The organism is Myroides albus (genome assembly GCF_024722315.1).
Classification (GTDB): domain Bacteria; phylum Bacteroidota; class Bacteroidia; order Flavobacteriales; family Flavobacteriaceae; genus Flavobacterium; species Flavobacterium album_A.
Genome location: NZ_CP102754.1, coordinates 1,054,603 through 1,072,943 on the forward strand (window position 1 = coordinate 1,054,603; position 18,341 = coordinate 1,072,943).

General features: G+C 34.6%; 15 protein-coding genes. 6 read left to right on the top strand and 9 right to left on the bottom strand.

Annotated features, from left to right (window positions below):
- The first annotated feature begins 201 nt into the window (after nt 1–201).
- Entirely contained in the window at nt 202–1,104 is a 903-nt protein-coding gene (locus NWE55_RS05020; RefSeq protein ID WP_155091344.1) for a DMT family transporter, read from the top strand.
- Nucleotides 1,105–1,213: 109 nt separating this feature from the next.
- Here NWE55_RS05020 and NWE55_RS05025 read toward each other — a convergent pair whose 3' ends face one another.
- From NWE55_RS05025 to NWE55_RS05040, 4 genes are all read right to left on the bottom strand, one after another.
- Nucleotides 1,214–1,567: a hypothetical protein gene (locus NWE55_RS05025; RefSeq protein WP_155091343.1), complete on the bottom strand. Its 354-nt coding sequence runs from the start codon at nt 1,565–1,567 to the stop codon at nt 1,214–1,216.
- Nucleotides 1,568–2,066: 499 nt separating this feature from the next.
- The gene (locus tag NWE55_RS05030; protein WP_155091342.1) at nt 2,067–2,381 is read right to left on the bottom strand and encodes a hypothetical protein; all 315 of its coding nucleotides are present in this window, start codon (nt 2,379–2,381) and stop codon (nt 2,067–2,069) included.
- Between the two features lie 106 nt (nt 2,382–2,487).
- Nucleotides 2,488–3,036 (bottom strand): HugZ family pyridoxamine 5'-phosphate oxidase, encoded by a 549-nt coding sequence (locus NWE55_RS05035; RefSeq protein ID WP_155091341.1) that lies wholly within the window; start codon nt 3,034–3,036, stop codon nt 2,488–2,490.
- A gap of 164 nt (nt 3,037–3,200) precedes the next feature.
- Entirely contained in the window at nt 3,201–3,713 is a 513-nt protein-coding gene (locus NWE55_RS05040) for a GNAT family N-acetyltransferase (RefSeq protein ID WP_155091340.1), read from the bottom strand.
- 124 nt (nt 3,714–3,837) lie between these two features.
- Between NWE55_RS05040 and NWE55_RS05045 the strand changes: the two genes are divergently transcribed.
- Nucleotides 3,838–4,728, top strand: a complete 891-nt coding sequence (locus tag NWE55_RS05045) for an RHS repeat protein (protein WP_155091339.1) — start codon at nt 3,838–3,840, stop codon at nt 4,726–4,728.
- 52 nt (nt 4,729–4,780) lie between these two features.
- Here the strand turns inward: NWE55_RS05045 and NWE55_RS05050 are convergent, their stop codons facing one another.
- On the bottom strand, nt 4,781–6,172 hold the full coding sequence (locus NWE55_RS05050; protein WP_155091338.1) for a leucyl aminopeptidase family protein: 1,392 nt from the start codon (nt 6,170–6,172) through the stop codon (nt 4,781–4,783).
- Between the two features lie 293 nt (nt 6,173–6,465).
- On the opposite strand from NWE55_RS05050, the gene NWE55_RS05055 reads away from it, so the two are divergent.
- Together NWE55_RS05055 and NWE55_RS05060 are read left to right on the top strand one after the other, a co-directional pair.
- A complete protein-coding gene (locus tag NWE55_RS05055; RefSeq protein ID WP_155091337.1) occupies nt 6,466–7,092 on the top strand; it encodes a DUF2975 domain-containing protein in 627 nt (208 codons plus the stop codon).
- A 10-nt stretch (nt 7,093–7,102) separates the two neighbouring features.
- Nucleotides 7,103–7,312, top strand: coding sequence for a helix-turn-helix domain-containing protein (locus tag NWE55_RS05060; protein ID WP_006259555.1), 210 nt, complete (start codon nt 7,103–7,105; stop codon nt 7,310–7,312).
- Nucleotides 7,313–7,335: 23 nt separating this feature from the next.
- Here NWE55_RS05060 and NWE55_RS05065 read toward each other — a convergent pair whose 3' ends face one another.
- Nucleotides 7,336–8,166 carry a UbiA prenyltransferase family protein gene (locus NWE55_RS05065; RefSeq protein ID WP_155091336.1) on the bottom strand — a complete coding sequence of 277 codons (831 nt, stop codon included), beginning with the start codon at nt 8,164–8,166 and terminating at the stop codon, nt 7,336–7,338.
- Nucleotides 8,167–8,289: 123 nt separating this feature from the next.
- On the opposite strand from NWE55_RS05065, the gene gcvP reads away from it, so the two are divergent.
- Nucleotides 8,290–11,139 (top strand): aminomethyl-transferring glycine dehydrogenase, encoded by a 2,850-nt coding sequence (gene gcvP / locus NWE55_RS05070; protein WP_155091335.1) that lies wholly within the window; start codon nt 8,290–8,292, stop codon nt 11,137–11,139.
- Nucleotides 11,140–11,379: 240 nt separating this feature from the next.
- Here the strand turns inward: gcvP and NWE55_RS05075 are convergent, their stop codons facing one another.
- The 3 genes from NWE55_RS05075 to NWE55_RS05085 all read right to left on the bottom strand — a co-directional run bounded on the left by NWE55_RS05075 (nt 11,380) and on the right by NWE55_RS05085 (nt 16,407).
- Nucleotides 11,380–11,868 carry a hypothetical protein gene (locus NWE55_RS05075; RefSeq protein ID WP_155091334.1) on the bottom strand — a complete coding sequence of 163 codons (489 nt, stop codon included), beginning with the start codon at nt 11,866–11,868 and terminating at the stop codon, nt 11,380–11,382.
- 68 nt (nt 11,869–11,936) lie between these two features.
- Entirely contained in the window at nt 11,937–12,647 is a 711-nt protein-coding gene (locus NWE55_RS05080; protein WP_155091333.1) for a hypothetical protein, read from the bottom strand.
- A 292-nt stretch (nt 12,648–12,939) separates the two neighbouring features.
- Nucleotides 12,940–16,407, bottom strand: coding sequence for an AAA domain-containing protein (locus NWE55_RS05085; protein ID WP_230381495.1), 3,468 nt, complete (start codon nt 16,405–16,407; stop codon nt 12,940–12,942).
- A gap of 880 nt (nt 16,408–17,287) precedes the next feature.
- Here NWE55_RS05085 and NWE55_RS05090 point away from each other — a divergent pair.
- Nucleotides 17,288–18,331: an alpha/beta hydrolase gene (locus NWE55_RS05090; protein ID WP_155091332.1), complete on the top strand. Its 1,044-nt coding sequence runs from the start codon at nt 17,288–17,290 to the stop codon at nt 18,329–18,331.
- Nucleotides 18,332–18,341: the final 10 nt, after the last annotated feature.

Below are 18,341 nucleotides of genomic sequence, written 5' to 3' on the forward strand. Positions count from 1 at the left end.
ACGCTATTCCTTCATTATCTTATTCTAAAATTATTACGAAAAACGTTATCATCTTAATTTTTCTCTACCAAATCTCTTATCAAAATAAACGGTCCTATCCCAAGTAAAACAAGAGATTAACAATAATATACCACCTACTTCTATACTCCGTCTCGAAAATGTACCTTTGCGCAGATTTTTAATTAAAAGATTTTTAAAACAATGAAAAACCTTAAAGGAATTCTATTCGCATTGATTTCTTCGGGTACATTTGGTTTGGTGCCTTTGTTCTCCTTACCATTGATACTGCCGAACTTGCGACCAGAAGGAGTGGTTGCTATAGGCATACCGACCATTCTATTTTATCGATTCTTATTTTCATCTGTGACTATGGGCGCAGTATGTTTGTACAAAAAAACAAGCTTAAAAATTTCTATTAAAGATCTAGCAGTCGTCTTTTTCTTGGCGTTATTGTATGCCGCAACAGCCAAATTCTTAGTCGATGCGTATGAGTATATAGATAGTGGACTAGCCACTACTGTACACTTCTTATACCCAATATTCGTCAGTATAGTCATGATTATGTTCTATAAGGAGAAGAAGTCTATCGCACTCTTGGTAGCATCTATTCTATCTCTAGTGGGAGTGGGTATGATGTGTATACACGGTGAGGCTTCACCTTCACTGATCACAGGTCTAGTACTCTCTGCCCTGACAATATTCACTTATGGACTGTATATCGTAGGCTTAAATAAATCTAGAATATCAGAGATGAACTTTGATTCATTGACCTTCTATGTATTGTTAATGGGGTGTTTAATCTTCTTATTCTACTGTCTTTTCACGACAGGAATACAGACGGTGACACTAACGAGTGATTGGATTAATCTTATCCTATTAGGAGTATTCGCTACCTTCATTTCTGACTTATGTCTAGTACTAGCAGTGAAGCACGCAGGTAGCACCGTTACCTCTATCTTAGGATCTATGGAACCAGTAGTAGCTGTACTAGTAGGTACCTTATTCTTCGCAGAGCACTTCGACTGGATGTCTGCTACTGGACTACTTTTCGTTCTTGGAGCCGTGACTTTAGTCATCTTAAGCAATAAAAACCAACAGGCTTAATATTCAAAAATGACAGTTAACAAATTATATCTACATGATATAAAAGTTGTTAACTGTCATTTTTTTATTTAAAATCGCGTATTACCTTGCGAAAAGATAAAAACCCTATTTACTCCCCTCTTTCTAACACATCGTTTAGACTCTCTTTTCTAACATCAACTAACTTCATTTGAGGATAAACAAAGAGTTGCTCTTTAGCGTAAATCTCTTGAATTATTGTAAGACATTGTTCTTTGCTTGCATACATCTGTGGATTTACCAAAGTAGGAGGATTGAGCACCTCAACTAAAATTTGTTCTTCATCACGGTGAAACATCATGGTGTGTTTTCCTACTTGAATTCCAACAAAATTATCCACGAGATGAATTGTTTCTTCGAATATTTCCACACATTCGTCTAAAGATAACTCAAGGTTTTCTTCGGCAATATTCTCATAATAATCAGTATAAAATACTTTTATCATACGTCACTTTAGCTATTGATATTAAACTTTAAGATTGACTACTCGACTTAGTCAAAATTTCAAGGCTAAAGGTATTTCTTTTTTTGTTGTTCATACACTTGTTATTTTCTTTATTTCAATCAACAGAAATAGCACTCAAAATAAATTTAAGTAGGTATACAATAACGCTGTGCAAAATAAAAAGTAATTCCCCCTAACAGATAACAGCCTACATCTAAAATATCTGCAGTGTAGCGAGGGTTAAATTGGGGAATATAGTATTCAAAATAAAAACTAAAATAAAGTACTACACTAATAATCATCCAAAGTGACAACTGAAAGGAGTTGCCTCTAATCAATCTAACGACGATGAGAATAATTGATAAAACAATAGGGATAGAAAGTATATCATTCAAGTAATTGTTTACAAACACTGGTAGGACGACACCAATTCTTTGTAAAGTATATACACTAGATCCAATAAGCACTATCAAGATAAAAAACCAACTCTTTAATACACTCATGCTACAATCATACCGATTAACCAAGCCAAGAACATTGCAATAGCCATCACAACAAACCATATCCCATATATCAATTTAAAAAATACGCGTATCACAAACCAGGGGTGCTTAGTCATCTTGAGTAAAAACTTTTCTATTGCAGAAGGCTCCTCCGCTAAGGCTTTAGCAATGCGGTCCCTCTCGTCATCTTTTCTCCTTTCCTCTCGTTGTTTTACAATATTCAGCGCCTGTCCACAATGCGTACAGTATTCCGCATTTACACTAAACGTTCCACAATGAGAGCAGCGAATATGAACTTTTTCTGATGACATACTTATTTTTTAAATTCCTTCAAAACTACATTATTTTACGACAAAACAAAAAAAGGCCTTTATGACAAGACGCATAAAGACCTTTTATATTCTAACTAAATATTGTCTATTTTTTCACATCAATATTATGTTGACCATGAGCACCTCTTCTGTGCTCCATCACTTCTAAATTCTCATCTACGAAGTATGCACTACCGAATCCATTCACATAAGATCCTTTAATTACCTTAAAATTAAACATAATAAAGTCTTCCAAATTATCAAGGACTTCTACTACTTTACCATGTCTTGTTCTAAGATCTTGAATAGCTTTATCATATAGAGGATTTGTTTTTTCCACTAAAACTGCTTCTGAGTCTATTGTTAAACGGTGGCGAGCGTACAACTGCTTAGATGTACTCTCATCTTCAACGAACATGATAGATACCGTTTTTCTATCTCTCAAGTTCTTAGTGTGTTTGGCCATGAAGGAAACCAAAACCTGAAATTCATTGCCAACTCTTGAATAAGGAGCTGTACTTACTAAAGGAGTACCATCCTCATTAATCGTCGCAAGCATTACTGACTTTACAGAGTTTACTAATTCTTCTATTTTAGGAGCTTTAGGCTTTACTTTATGTTGATCGAAATCAGGATTTATTGTTGATGATCTCATAGTTTAATGTTTTAATTTCAAGCGAAGATAATAAATTATTTAAACTAAATAAAAATAATAAACCAACAATCTTTTATCACATGTAGATCCTTTTAACTCTTTTCGATAAACAAATAAAACAGTGGTAAAATAGAAAAAGGTTAGCCAATGGCTAACCTTTTTTGTTATAATAAATCTAACTGATAGATATAATCATCCATTACATATCCACAACCGATATCAAAAGTCTTAGACTCTATACACTTCATATTATTGCGGATATAGAAATCTATAGCGCGTTGGTTATTTTTATTTACTGTAAGATATACAGCAGTAGCTCCCTCTCGTTTAGCATAGTCTACTACATGCTGAAACATAAAATGCCCCAAGCCTTTTTCCTGTTTATACACATTAGTATACAACTTAGAAAGAAACACACGATTGTCCTCCATAAGCTTATAGTTCGTGTAGCCTAATAACTCATCCCCTTGCATTAACAGTTCCCATTGGTACCCTTCTTTTAGTTCACCTAAGATACGCTCGTCACTATACATCATCGGTAGCATATAGTCTATCTGTTCTTGCCCGATAATATGAAGGTAAGTATCCTCCCATATCTTCTCTGCTAAAGGAAGAATTAAGTGTATATTATCTTTATCTACAGGTATAAACGTGGTTGTTTCTGCTAAGTTAATCATTGTTATAATTTTTTATAAGATGACAAAAATATGATAAATACACTGAACTCGGCTTATAGATACAAAATTTACCCTTCTTTTGACAATAAGGATATTTTAGTTAATTTTGTTAAAAAATTTAAATATGAAAAACAATTTAAGAATACTAGCACTATGCCTAGTAGGTATGTTTGCGGTAAACTGTTCCTCTGATGACAATTCTATTACAGAACCAGGCAAAGAAGAAGTAGATCCAGGTATAGAGATCAAAGAATTAAAAGTAATAGACAACTTCGTATACTCTTCATATGATAATGAAAAACACATTGAAGATATCACTATTACATTCTTTTACAATGAAGATGGTACTGTTAATAATACAGAGGAAATCACTAAATCCTTTGATGGAAAAAATGAAGTAGAAAAAGAAATACTTACATACACATATGAGAATAATCTCCCTTTTGCTATGACATTAGAAACCTACACTACTGATAAAAAATACGAATATTGGGATTTACAGTACATTTATGAAAATAATAGAATAGTTAAAGCAGATGCAATTACAAATGAAACTGAAGGAAATAAATCATTATACTCATTCTATTACAATCCAAAAGGACAGCTAATTCGAACAAAAAATTCCACAGACAAAACTGATCAAGAAACGACTTACAAATATGACGATAGAGGAAATCTTATTGAAGTTAATAGTAATGGAATAATAGAACTTATCACTTATGACGACAAAAAATCCCCTTATACTAATATGAATATAAGCGATCAAGCCTATTCAATAGAATTTTTTGAAACTGAAGAGCAGTTTTTAATTCGTAGTCCTCACAACGTAACAGGAACTACCTTTGATTATAAGCCTTCAGACCAAACTTACAATGATAAGTTTACTCATCAAAACACATATGATAAGGATGATTATCTAGAAACTTCGACTGTAATAAGCACAGTAAATAATAGAGGTAAAGTATCGGAGATAAAATACACTTACAAAACAATTAAAGTTCTTGTGAAAAAATAAACAAAAAAAGGCGTTCTTTCGAACGCCTTTTACTTTATATCCTAATCAGATATTATCCTTTGTAGTTAGTCAAGAAGTCAACTAGAGTACGTACTCCACTTCCTGTACCACCATTACCTTTGTAATCTCTTGGTGCATCCATCCATGCTGGACCAGCGATATCGATATGTACATAAGGTGCTTTTGCGAAGTGTTCTAAGAACTTACCTGCTGTGATAGTACCAGCAAAACGTCCACCGATATTCTTCATATCTGCTACGTTAGATTTCAACAAGTCTTTATAGTCATCCCAGAAAGGTAACTTAGCTAAACGCTCGTGTACATTGTATCCTGAAGCGATGATAGCATCGATAATCTGCTCATCGTTACCCATAATACAAGATGCCGTATCTCCAGCCACTACTAATGCTGCTCCAGTAAGTGTAGCTGCATCAATAATCACTTGTGGATCATACTTAGTCGCATAAGCAATAGCATCTGCTAAAATCATACGTCCTTCAGCATCTGTATTCAACACCTCGATTGTTGTTCCATCGTACATCGTGATCACATCTCCTGGTGCATAAGCATCTCCTCCTGGACGGTTATCAGTAGCTGGAATTAACCCAATCACGTGTACGTCCAATTTGTTCAAAGCAGCAGCATAGATAGTACCTGCCATACAAGCAGCTCCTCCCATATCACTCTTCATAGAATCCATTGATCCTGCTGTTGGTTTCAAACTCAATCCCCCTGTATCATATACCACACCTTTTCCAACTAAAACTATCGGTTTAGCGTTTACTGGTTTAGCAGGCTTATATTCCATAATCGTAAAAGTAGGTTGCTCTACAGAACCTCTATTAACTGCCAATAAACCACCCATCTTTAGGTCTTCGATTTCTTTGCGCTCCATAACTTTCACACTGAATCCCGCTTCTTTACCTAAAACTTCTATTTCAGTTGCCAACTGTGTAGCATTCAAAAAGTTTACTGGTTCATTTACCATTGTACGAGCCCAATAAACTGCTTTTATCGTGTTTTGAAGATCTTCTATTTCCTTAACTGAAAACTGCCCTTTAACCTCAATTGTTTCTAAGGCATACTTCATTTCAGCTGCTTCTTTAAAGTACTTTAAGAATTGATAATTTGATAAAGCTAATCCTTCTACCACTGCCAACGTCCCAGTGCCATTACCTACCACTGTGATATTATTAGCTTTCTTGTCAAGCTGTTTGCGAACGTTAAAACCTGCCAAACGCATCTTTTCTAAGTTCTCATTTTCTTTGACAAAGAAGAAATACTGACCACCAATCTTTGCAAAGTCCTCCTCTTTATCGCTTGCTTGAAACTCTTTTGCAAAATCAAAAATTACTACAGGAAAATTTGTAGTATCAATCGTTTCTTTTCCAATAACAAAAACAATATTACTATTTGTTTTTAGCTCGTTAATTAATTTTATCATCCTTTTTATAATTTACAACAAAGATACATTTTTAGACACAACTAAAAAAGAGCTTTCCGCAAAACTCTAATCTAATCCATAAATATTCTAATAGATATATTTTACGTTTAAAGATAACTATTTATCGAATAACAATAAATTATTCTTGTTTTATAAAAAAAAACTATTACTTTTGAAGCATTGTAAAACCAAACAAATAAACTACTATGATTAAATTATTATTCTATTGGGTGACACTTTTAGTAGCGTTTTGTGAATGGGTAATTGATATCGTATTTTAAAAAATCAATACTATGAAACTAAAACTACTTACTGTACTTTTCTTAATTGCCTATATTTTTTCATTTACCTCTCACTTCAAAGATTTTACAGAAGGATTAAAGGAAGGAAATAATGCATTTAAAGAAGGAAAAGACTATGCCACTATAGTGGTGAAATCAGATAAAACACCTAATTTAAACAAAACGTTAGTTAGTAAAGAAAACAGCCAATCAATCACGGCACAAGTGACAACTGTAGAAGAAACTATCACATTTGAAGTTTCTGAAACAAAATCAACAATGACAAGCTTTTTATTGGGATTATTAGGTCTAATAAGTCTCTTTATAATACCTATGCTATTAATTGTTTTATTCAAATTCTTTAAGAATTTATACAAGGGAACTATTGTAGATGCTGATCAAATAGGACGTCTAAAATTCTTAGCCTATATACAAATTACATTCGCTATAATAGGGAACACTATCGTGTACTTCACTCAACTTGAACAACAGAGTATTGCCAGTTTCTATAACTTAACACTTGTTAAAACTACAGCATACGACATCACATTATTCTTTATTCCCTTAATTTTGTTGATGATTGTAGAAGTATTGAAACAACATTTGCGTCTAAAAGAAGATGCAGATCTAACCATATAACCCCCACGATATGCCAATAATAGTAAACCTTGATGTCATGATGGCTAAGCGAAAGATATCGCTTAATGAGTTGGCTGAGCGTGTAGGTATCACTGTGAGTAATCTATCCATACTCAAGACCAATAAGGCAAAAGCCATACGCTTTAGTACATTGGAGGCAATCTGTAAAGAGTTAGATTGTCAACCAGCTGATATACTAGAATATGTAAATGAAGACTGAGCACTGCTTGGTCTTTCTTATTCTTATAAACTGGCATTTCCCTGAACTACAACAATTAACCACCAAACAATAGGCACACTCTCTACCCAAAATAGCGTAAAGAATTTGGTGCGCTTAGGAGATGCATAATAAATAAAGAACAGCGTAAGAAGAACAATCAATAAGTTATTCCACGCTTGTATAGGTTGATACCCTACCTTAAAAAATTCGATAACATAAAAAGGAATTAATAACAATCCCAACAACCACTTGGTATTAGCTATTCCAAGCATCTGAGGTAAGGTCTTTAAATACTTGTCGTCGTATTGTAAGTCAACAACTTCGAATATCCCGATTAGAATAAACACTAAGATAAAACGCTGTATAAACTTAACTACAATATCCCAACTGACCGGTATATCCGCATTCATCACCGGTACTATAAGCGTTACAGTAGCCCAACACAGACAGACGATATATACTTTAAGCCCTGCCAGGTTGCGCAGATTACTTCGATTACTACTAATAGGTATAGCATATAAAACTGACAACACCAATAAGCTCAAAGTGACCAACTGTGCCTTCCATTTCAACATAAAGAAAGCCATAGTCCCTATCAGCAACGCAATAATACTTATCCCAATAATGACCTTTAACCGAAGCGTAAATGGAGTTTTATGCCTATAGATTACCTCAGCATATTTAATGAAGTTGTACGAAAACAATGTTCCTGTAAAAGCCAATACAGACACAACTGCATCAAATGGAAGGTGACAGAAATAAAATGTCATTTGTGCCAAAGCAAATACTGCTAAGGAAACGTGAATACTTCCGTTTAAATAAAGAGCAACTATTCTATTTTTTAACAAATCCATATTATTTATCAGTCTTCTACTGTTATGCTTATACACTTTTCAAAATTAATTGATATAAAGACACAATTGTCAGATTAATGGTTATTTTTGTGTGATTAAACACAACTTTTATTTATTGTCCAAATGAAAACAAACGCATTTGCTCTAAGACACATTGGTCCTCGTCCTGAGGATATCGCAGAGATGCTTAAAACAGTGAAAGCTGATAGCATCGAACAATTAATCAACGAAACTTTCCCAGACGCTATTCGTCTTAAAGAAGATTTAAACCTTGCCCCTGCAATGACTGAGTATGAGTACTTATCTCACATTCAAGCATTAGGAAACAAAAATAAAATATTCCGTTCTTTCATTGGTTTAGGATATAATGAGGCAGTAGTTCCTGCTGCTATTATCCGTAACGTATTTGAAAACCCAGGATGGTATACAGCTTATACTCCTTACCAAGCTGAAGTAGCTCAAGGTCGTTTAGAAGCTTTATTAAACTTCCAAACTACTGTTATCGAGCTTTCTGGTATGGAGATTGCAAATGCTTCTCTATTAGATGAATCAACTGCAGCTGCTGAAGCTATGATCTTATTATTCGACGTAAGAACAAGAGATCAAAAGAAAAATAACGTAGTGAAATTCTTCGTTTCTGAAGAAATCTTACCACAGACTTTATCAGTATTACAGACTCGTGCTACTCCATTTGGTGTAGAGTTAGTAGTAGGTAACCACGAAGAGTTTGACTTCTCAGAAGAATTCTTCGGTGCTATCTTACAATACCCTGGTAAACACGGTATCGTAGCTGACTATGCTGACTTTATAAACCAAGCAAAAGCAAAAGACATTAAAGTAGCTGTAGCTGCTGATATCATGTCTTTAGTATTATTAACTCCTCCAGGAGAAATGGGTGCTGACGTAGTAGTAGGTACTACTCAACGTTTTGGTATTCCATTAGGATTCGGAGGTCCTCACGCTGCTTTCTTCGCTACTAAAGAAGAATATAAGCGCAGCATGCCAGGTCGTATCATCGGAGTATCTAAAGATGCTGATGACAACTTCGCACTGCGTATGGCTTTACAAACTCGTGAACAACATATCAAACGTGAGAAGGCTACATCTAATATCTGTACTGCTCAAGTATTATTAGCTGTTATGGCTAGTTTCTACGCTGTTTACCACGGACCTAAAGGATTGACTAACATCGCTTCTTTAATCCATGCAAAAGCAGTAACTGTAGCTACTGAATTAGGTAAATTAGGTATTGAACAACTTAATGCTAACTTCTTTGATACAATCTTAGTGAAAGCGGATGCTGCTAAAGTAAAACCTATCGCTGAAGCTAATTCTATTAACTTTAACTATATCGATGCTAACACTATCTCTATTTCATTAAACGAGACTGTAGAATTAGCTGATATCAATGCTATTGTTAATGTATTCGCTCAAGCTACTGGTAAGACAGCTACAGAAGTAACTGCATTAAGCACTGAAATTAAATACCAAGATAAACTAAAACGTACTTCTAAGTTCTTAGAGCACGCTGTATTTAACAGCTACCACTCTGAGACTGAGTTAATGCGTTATATCAAAAAATTAGAGCGTAAAGACTTAGCGCTTAACCACTCTATGATTTCTTTAGGGTCTTGTACAATGAAATTGAATGCTGCTGCTGAGATGTTACCATTGAGTAATGCACAGTGGAACAACGTTCATCCATTCGTACCTGCTGATCAAGCACAAGGATACTTAGAGATGCTACACGGATTAGAAGAGAAGTTAAATGTGATTACTGGTTTTGCTGGTACTACATTACAACCAAACTCTGGAGCTCAAGGAGAGTACGCTGGTCTTATGGCTATCCGTGCATACCACCACTCAAGAGGTGACTTCCAACGCGATATCGCACTTATTCCTGCTTCTGCACACGGTACTAACCCTGCTTCTGCTGCTATGGCTGGTATGAAAGTAGTCGTGACTAAAACTACACCTGAAGGGAATATCGACGTGGCTGACTTAAAAGCTAAAGCTGAACAATATAAAGATAACTTATCTTGTCTTATGGTGACTTACCCATCTACACATGGTGTATATGAGTCTGCTATCATGGAGATTACTCAAATCATCCACGATAACGGAGGACAAGTATATATGGATGGTGCTAATATGAATGCACAGGTGGCAATCACTAACCCTGCTAATATCGGGGCTGATGTATGTCACTTAAACTTACACAAGACTTTCGCTATTCCTCACGGAGGTGGTGGGCCTGGTGTAGGACCTATCTGTGTGGCTGAGCACTTAGTACCATTCTTACCTACTAACCCTATCGTTAAGGTAGGTGGAGAGAAAGGAATCACTGCTATCTCTGCTGCTCCTTATGGATCTGCATTAGTGTGTTTAATTTCTTACGGTTACATCGCTATGTTAGGAACTGAAGGACTGAAGAAAGTAACACAACAAGCTATCTTAAATGCTAACTACATGAAATCTCGTTTAGAGGAGCATTATTCTATCCTTTATACAGGTGAGAAAGGACGTGCTGCACATGAGATGATCGTAGACGTACGTGAGTTTAAAGAAAAAGGTATCGAGGTAACAGATATCGCTAAACGTCTTATCGACTACGGTTTCCACGCTCCTACAGTATCTTTCCCAGTAGCTGGTACATTAATGATCGAGCCAACTGAAAGTGAGAGCAAAGAAGAACTTGATAGATTCTGTGATGCTATGGCTTCTATCCGTCAAGAGATTGAGAATGCAACTATCGAAAACCCTGTGAACGAGCTTAAGAATGCTCCTCACACATTAGCATTATTAACTGCTGATAACTGGGATCTTCCATACTCAAGACAGAAAGCGGCTTACCCACTTCCTTATGTAGCTGAAAACAAATTATGGCCTACTGTACGTCGTATTGACGATGCTTACGGTGACAGAAACTTAATTTGTTCTTGTGCTCCTATCGAAGCTTATTTAGAAAACTAATATCTGAATAATTATAAATGGAAAAGGCTGTCCTTGAGGACAGCCTTTTTTGTATTGTAATCACTTGTATTTTACCCAAAATACGCATTAGATAGAGAAGCTATTAAATGATACTGAATAGGTCAGAATTAACAATACACATATACTATAGTATGCTACAATAGCTAATAGTGGAATTGCAAAGTCGAATTACTTTGCAGTATTTAGCGAATGCGGATTTGGGGTTAAACACAATACTTACTACAATACATATCTTGTAATATAATGTTTTTTAGCGAAGGCTTTTTGTTCCAAAGTTACTTGCTCTGACAGCTTCTCCATTTCCATAAATACACTTTCGATGTGTAAATAGCTTTCCTCAACTACCTCCTCTGTGAGAACCTTATCTACTGACTGTTTACTTAACGATAAGTAAATATCCAATAATTTATCGCATTCTTTCATATACGAAATCAAAGCCTCTCTCATTGGTACAACGTCTTCCTTGACATCCATCTTAGCATACTCCTCAATAGCTTCCCTTATGTACTCCTGAGCAGATTCTCCCCTTTGACTAAACATCGAATATCCATCCAGGCTCACAATGCTCTGCTCAATACCTACAACATCATTAACTTTAGTCACTACCGTATTCCAAACCGATACATTGTAACCTAAATCAGATTCGCGATTGTCGCAACTAACCATAAACAAGCTACTCACGAGAAATAAAATAAAATACTTTCTCATCCTATCCTTTTTAAATTTCCGCAAACTTACATTGGAAAAATAAAAACGCATTAAAAAAAATGATCTAATTAAAATGCCAAGCCACTTGGTATATGATAGATCAGTTTCTTTCCATTAAAGTGATTTAGAGATGTATTCTTATTCAAGACTACTATAAAACAAATACTCAGCGTTCGATAATCACTACTTGCCTTTTGATAAACATCCTGCAAAACAACTTTTCCAAAAACTCTAACCCATTTCTTAACCAATATATTAAAAGCATTTAAAACATTTTCTCTCTTCTCAAGAGCTATTTCTTTATCTGTCGTTTCATACTCATTTATTGCCTTAAACAGCTTTCGGCAGACTACGTTGTTGATACTACTTCTCTGAAGATTAGAATCCAAAAAGTAACCTTCTGCTTGATCTAAAAGACTTAACAACCGATCCACTGAAACAATTTCATCGAAGTAAATTCCATTAATTCCCTGCTCTTTCTTACTATATAAAAAATTATACACCCACAACTCGTGTTTTCGCTTTAAGATATCGAGAATATCCCGGTCAAAAGTATCTGAGTTTCTTCTGACATAGTCATAGTCAGATTGACAAAGAAGTACCATATCAGGTTCGTCAGAACTTATATCTTCAGTTACTTCTAAATGAGTATTATATTCTAAAATGACTCCTGACGCATTAGTAGTAGAGTTCTCTGTTTCGTTTTTGGCTAATTCAGCTTTGCAAATAGCACACCTATTTGCAGCCTCATGCCAAACAAAATCAATTTTTTCATTCATAATCTCTCATTTATTTATCAATTCAATGTTTTAACTACAAAAAACATTCACAATATAAAATATTGTAACGCTAAATAAATATGACAATCAAATAATGAGCTTTAATTGTGAATGACTTACAAAGAATAGACAACCGCTACTTTTAGTTATCAACATAGCCTTTCTAATATGTTAATAACTAAAAAACTCATATAATACTAAATTTCAATTAATTAAGAACTTTATAAACAAATACACTTATACTTATCAACATCTTATCCCTATCTTATCAACACTTATAAACATCATTTGTTTACAATTGTTGATAACTTGAATTAGAAATTAGATACTCAATTAATTGCATATATATGGGATCTTCACTAACCACTTTACTATTACCCACGATAATCATCTGTTCTTTGGCACGAGTCAGAGCTACGTTTAGTTTCCTATCAACAGATTGCTCCTCATTGAGATTCACCAAACTCTCCAGTTGATAAGGGTCACTTACTGTCAGCGAGTAGATAATAATATCCTTTTGACCTCCTTGAAAACGCTCCACTGTATCGACTATCAGTTCGTTGCTATTAGCGATATTCAGAGATTCCAACTTTGATCTAATAAGTGCTATTTGATTCTTAAAAGGTGCAATAACGCCAATTTGCTTGATGACATCAAGAGGTCGTTGATTAACATCATATAAGGAGATTAGCCGCTTAATCACCTCGACCACCAAATCAGCCTCTAATTCATTGGCTTTAGCAAAACTTTGACCTGCTTGATCTTCTACGTCTAAAAATAGCATTCGCTTAGAAGCTAATAATTGATCTAACGCATTTGCACTACAGGGTTTGAAGTCCATCATTCTGACTTGTCTTGCCAAGTACCCTTTGGCCTCTTGTGACAAATTACTCAACTCAAAAGCCTCTTTCAAAATACCGTCATAAAATACCTCATTGGGAAACTCAGCAATAGACTTGTGCATACGTCCTTGAAAAGTAAGCGTGTCACAAGCATAATCTAATCGCTCTTTCACACAATAATTATACAGGCGTTCAAACAGGGAATTGCTATGCGTGTACAGACCTATGCCTTCAAGCATAGTGTTATTAGTCTTTGCTAATTCATCATTTTGCAAAACAATAGCAGGCAATTGCTTGTGATCCCCAATCATAACAAATCGCTTGCAATTAGCCAAAATCCCCACTATTTGAGGTTCTAATATTTGTGATGCCTCGTCAATAATGATCATATCAAACTTCTTCATGGCCAGCAAGTCTGACTGATTATTGATAGTAGCTACAGTTGACAAGAAAACACGTTGCGCTTGAACCAAATGCATCAAACTTTTTCGCGAAAATGTTTTGCCTTGAAGTTCCAGAGCTTCCTTTTTCATAGCAATCGTATTTTTAAGCAAATACTTGTGATAATCAACCTCACAAGAATGTTCACTTCCTATGCGAATAAAGGGGTATTCTACATCATAATCAGACAATGCCTCGCATACGGCAGATGACAACTCATCGACCGCCCGATTTGTATAAGATAACACCAAGATATTTACACGAGAATTTTGGTAAAGCTCCTTGATTAACTCTTTGATAATATGAGAGGTCTTTCCTGTTCCCGGAGGCCCATTCAGAATAAAGTAATCATCACAAGAAAGAATATTTGTGAGAATCCTGTTTTGCTCTACAGACAGATAGTCTTTGTGAAAAGCATAAGGAGTTTTTTGCTTAGGTTTTTCTACCCCTAATAAAAGGTCTTTCTTATGTGAACTGCCTTTCATAAACTCGTATAGACTGCGATACATACTATTAAAGCCAGAGTCCATAAAGTCTTTTTCTAATGCCCATTTTTGATATCGGTTGAAATAAGCTTTATTATTCTGCCTATATCTCAGTGCAACTTCAATACTCTCTTGTGTAATACTCTTAATCACGACTTTAAAAATACGGTGCTTTACAGCTGTATCCTCAGTGCTCTCAAATGGATATAAAACACAAGAATCGCCAACCCTAAAACTGGCAAAACCATCGCCAATAAGAGGTCTTTTAAAGACTATCTTTTTTTGATCAGTATCCACTTCGTTCTGACTAATAACTAAATCATAAAAAATACTATATGCATCTTCTTTCTCATGAAATGTTTGATTCCAAAGACTTGCAAGAGAATAAACCCCTTCTCTACGACCATCTCCTAATTTGCTGTGGTTTTGTTCGCGAGCTACAAAACTGTAAAAACTGTAAAAATAAGCTTGTTGTAAAATCGTTGCCCCATAGATCGGCTCTACAAATGCTTTGTATTGCTTTTCTAAAATATTCTTAAACTTGTCATTAGTCGGTTTGTTTACAATAGACTCTACGTTTAAACCGCGAAATACCGCGCTTACCTTATTGAGATCTCCACTCTGTATCATCTTCTCATTCAAGATAATGCGATTTCTAAGTTCGCAAATCTCCTGTACTCTTTCTAAATTAATATGGTCAGAACGAAGATTGTTAGAACTAACCTTACTATATAGAATATACCCCTTAATATATTGTTGATTGGCAATATTCTTAAACGAAATCCCCAATGATTCACTAATCATCAAGTAGTATAAAAATAACTGTGTATTGTGATTATCCTTAATATTTGTACCGTAGTCAGGATATGCAGTACTTCCTGATTTGAGTTCAATAATGACAGCAGACCGATCGTTATTGGGATTATCGTAGAACAGATCCAAACGACCCTGTAACCCAAATACATTATTCAAAAATGAAGGTTCCAGAGCAATATTATCAATATCGCGTAAACCATAGTAGGTAAAGTCTTCCTGAACTACCTTAGATATGTGTCTAAAGTGCATTTGGCAAGCCTCTTGATATTCCCTAAAATGCTCCACTGATTGAATATCCCTACAAAACAAATGTTCAAATGGATAATTCTCAAAGTGCTTTTGAAATAGAGAATCAAAGTTCACTCCTTGATTGTAAAAATTATTCACAACCTCATCCATTACCAAGTTAGCAAAGTTACCGATCAATAGGTGCTTGGTATTGGGAATCGCATCCATCTTTGATTTCAAGAAAAGTAAAGGAGATAATCCAAAATCTTGATTACACTCCGCTATTGCAGATACATCTATAAGATAATCAGGCTCTAAAACGATCACAGAAGGATAATAAACATCATTGCTATCGATGTGAATATGTACTAAATAGAGTAAGGATTGCAATGGAAAGTGAGGCAGAGAAGTAAATGGTGTACTCATTTCTCCATCGTGAACTTTTACCTTTATGACTTCGTTGATATCCAATCTAAGACAATAAATAAAATTGTCATCTCTATTGACCAACGACACCTTTACCCGTTCCAAATAGCTATCAAAATACTTAGTCGCACTTGCTTTCCTACAATCGACTTCGGAGAAAAAGCAAGTATTTACATAAGGTACTGGTACACCGCTTACTTGAGATAAAAACAAGTTAACATCCTTCCAATATGTAATAAACCAAGATTCTAAATCCCTTTCATCATAGCGGTAAATCTCATTCGAAACAATTCTAAATTCGTGAATTACCGTGGATACTTTATACTTACTACAAATAAAAGCCAGTCGACTAAACAAATTGGAAAAAACAATCTTCTCATCTCTTACAATCTCTTTGGTAACCTTATCTAAAAGCCCTTTTAATCGAAGGTAATTCAATCGTATGGAAGTGCCTTCGACTTTCTGTGCGATTTCACACAGAGAAGAAAAGAAAAAGTCAGTAGAGTTCCTAAGTTTCATCATCGCGTAATTATATCACAAAAATAAGAGTATATACTGTACTTACACAGTATACAAAGTGATTTAAAAAACAAAAAGCAATACTGCCAATAGAGAACCCAAAGCAGAAAGACAATTGCATCCTAAAAAACACAGTTAATCAACCAGTAATACGACAAACCTACATCCATATACCTTCAGAGGTGTATAAAATATAATAAATCCATCAACCATTAATAATAGGACAATGAATGGGCAAAAGCCCTATTTTTCGCGTTATTGTCCTACTATTGTCCCAGAAGTGTCCTACGATCTCGCTGCAACCCGCCTATTTACTAAGGATAAGAGCCTTATTTCAAATCAACATATTTACCAACAACAACATTAATTACCTAAAAAACAGTACATTACACCAAATAATACAATAAAAAAAAGACCCTTTTTTTTGCTTTTAAGAAATAAAAGACAACAAAAGCAGCTATTAAAGAAACAAAAACAAGACAAAACACCTGTTTTTCTAAAAAAACAGTGATATAAAACTACAATTCTATAAAAAAACATCCTTCTTTTTTTTAAAGTATTCCTCATAGGAAATCCCTAAAAGGAAACTGCGACTGACTAAATCAGAGGATGACTTTAGCGATTCCACCTTTTGGAACTAAAACAATTACAATAAAAAACAGATATTCTACTCATCAAGAGAAACGGAACTTCTGCTCTATACTTAAACGACAATAATCAACTAAAAAGTAGTGTGCATAATTGTGACAAAATATAGCTGTCTTAAAAACCACATTATGCCAGTTTACAGAAAGAGTAGAGAGACAAAAACGGCTATTTAATCTCATTTTGTTATTTAGAATTGTTTTAAACAATTATATTTGCAAGGATAAAACCACTTATTATGTTTCGAAAACTATTATTATTAGCAGTACTTTCTTTAAGTACAATAGCTGCAAAAGCACAAAATGACATTGCAATTGGCAAAATGTATAAACTAAACTCTAAGCAACTTAACGAAGACAGAGAAATACAAATTTACTTGCCTAAAAGTTATACAGACACAACCATTACACCTCAACAATATCCCGTGATTTACCTACTTGACGGTGAATCAAACTTCAACTATTTAACTGCTTATGTCGAAAAACTTTCGAAGTACCCTTATCCAAGTATTCCTGAAATGATTGTCGTAGGTATTGTAAATACTAATCGCACGAGAGATCTTACCCCGAGTACGCGAAAAGAAGAAAATATGACAGAGGCTCAAAAGAGTAAAATCAAGGGAGAAAGCGGCGGTAATGCGAACTTCTTTAGCTTTATAGAAAAAGAATTGATGCCTTACATCAATGAGAATTATAGAACTATGGGCTATAACGTACTAATTGGACATTCCTTTGGAGGAATTACTGCACTTAACAACTTGTTAAACTACACCGATATGTTTCATGCCTATATCGTACATGACCCAAGTATCTGGTGGGATGGGCAGTATATGTTAAAGCAATATGAGTTGAACCCAACCAAAGATTTTAAAAATAGAAAACTCTTTGTGACACAAGTAGACGAATCTCAAAATAAAGGTGGACAAAAAGAACATTACTCAAGTATTCAAGAATACAACCAGTATATGACTAAGACGAAACTAAAAAATTTAAGTTATAAATACGTTCAATACGAAGGAGAGGATCACGGAAGCATTCCCTTAAAAGGAAACTTAGACGGACTTAGATATATCTTTGAAGGATTTGGTATAAATTTCAAGCAAATAAAAGAGAACCCAAAATTAGTCGAAGAAAACTACAAAAGCTTTAGCCAAAAAATGCACTTTGAATTTAAGCCTAATGAAGCTTACTTAAACTACATCATTGACTACTACAAAAAGATGGATGAGCAAGACACAGTAAAGTACTTTGAACAATATAGAGACAAATTACATCAAAAATAAACACATTTTC

What these genes read in the sequence shown, in the direction of transcription:
- NWE55_RS05020 (WP_155091344.1), top strand. Translation starts at nt 202, where the DNA reads ATGAAAAACCTTAAAGGAATTCTATTCGCATTGATTTCTTCGGGTACA.
- NWE55_RS05025 (WP_155091343.1), bottom strand. Translation starts at nt 1,567, where the DNA reads ATGATAAAAGTATTTTATACTGATTATTATGAGAATATTGCCGAAGAA.
- NWE55_RS05030 (WP_155091342.1), bottom strand. Translation starts at nt 2,381, where the DNA reads ATGTCATCAGAAAAAGTTCATATTCGCTGCTCTCATTGTGGAACGTTT.
- NWE55_RS05035 (WP_155091341.1), bottom strand. Translation starts at nt 3,036, where the DNA reads ATGAGATCATCAACAATAAATCCTGATTTCGATCAACATAAAGTAAAG.
- NWE55_RS05040 (WP_155091340.1), bottom strand. Translation starts at nt 3,713, where the DNA reads ATGATTAACTTAGCAGAAACAACCACGTTTATACCTGTAGATAAAGAT.
- NWE55_RS05045 (WP_155091339.1), top strand. Translation starts at nt 3,838, where the DNA reads ATGAAAAACAATTTAAGAATACTAGCACTATGCCTAGTAGGTATGTTT.
- NWE55_RS05050 (WP_155091338.1), bottom strand. Translation starts at nt 6,172, where the DNA reads ATGATAAAATTAATTAACGAGCTAAAAACAAATAGTAATATTGTTTTT.
- NWE55_RS05055 (WP_155091337.1), top strand. Translation starts at nt 6,466, where the DNA reads ATGAAACTAAAACTACTTACTGTACTTTTCTTAATTGCCTATATTTTT.
- NWE55_RS05060 (WP_006259555.1), top strand. Translation starts at nt 7,103, where the DNA reads ATGCCAATAATAGTAAACCTTGATGTCATGATGGCTAAGCGAAAGATA.
- NWE55_RS05065 (WP_155091336.1), bottom strand. Translation starts at nt 8,166, where the DNA reads ATGGATTTGTTAAAAAATAGAATAGTTGCTCTTTATTTAAACGGAAGT.
- gcvP (WP_155091335.1), top strand. Translation starts at nt 8,290, where the DNA reads ATGAAAACAAACGCATTTGCTCTAAGACACATTGGTCCTCGTCCTGAG.
- NWE55_RS05075 (WP_155091334.1), bottom strand. Translation starts at nt 11,868, where the DNA reads ATGAGAAAGTATTTTATTTTATTTCTCGTGAGTAGCTTGTTTATGGTT.
- NWE55_RS05080 (WP_155091333.1), bottom strand. Translation starts at nt 12,647, where the DNA reads ATGAATGAAAAAATTGATTTTGTTTGGCATGAGGCTGCAAATAGGTGT.
- NWE55_RS05085 (WP_230381495.1), bottom strand. Translation starts at nt 16,407, where the DNA reads ATGATGAAACTTAGGAACTCTACTGACTTTTTCTTTTCTTCTCTGTGT.
- NWE55_RS05090 (WP_155091332.1), top strand. Translation starts at nt 17,288, where the DNA reads ATGTTTCGAAAACTATTATTATTAGCAGTACTTTCTTTAAGTACAATA.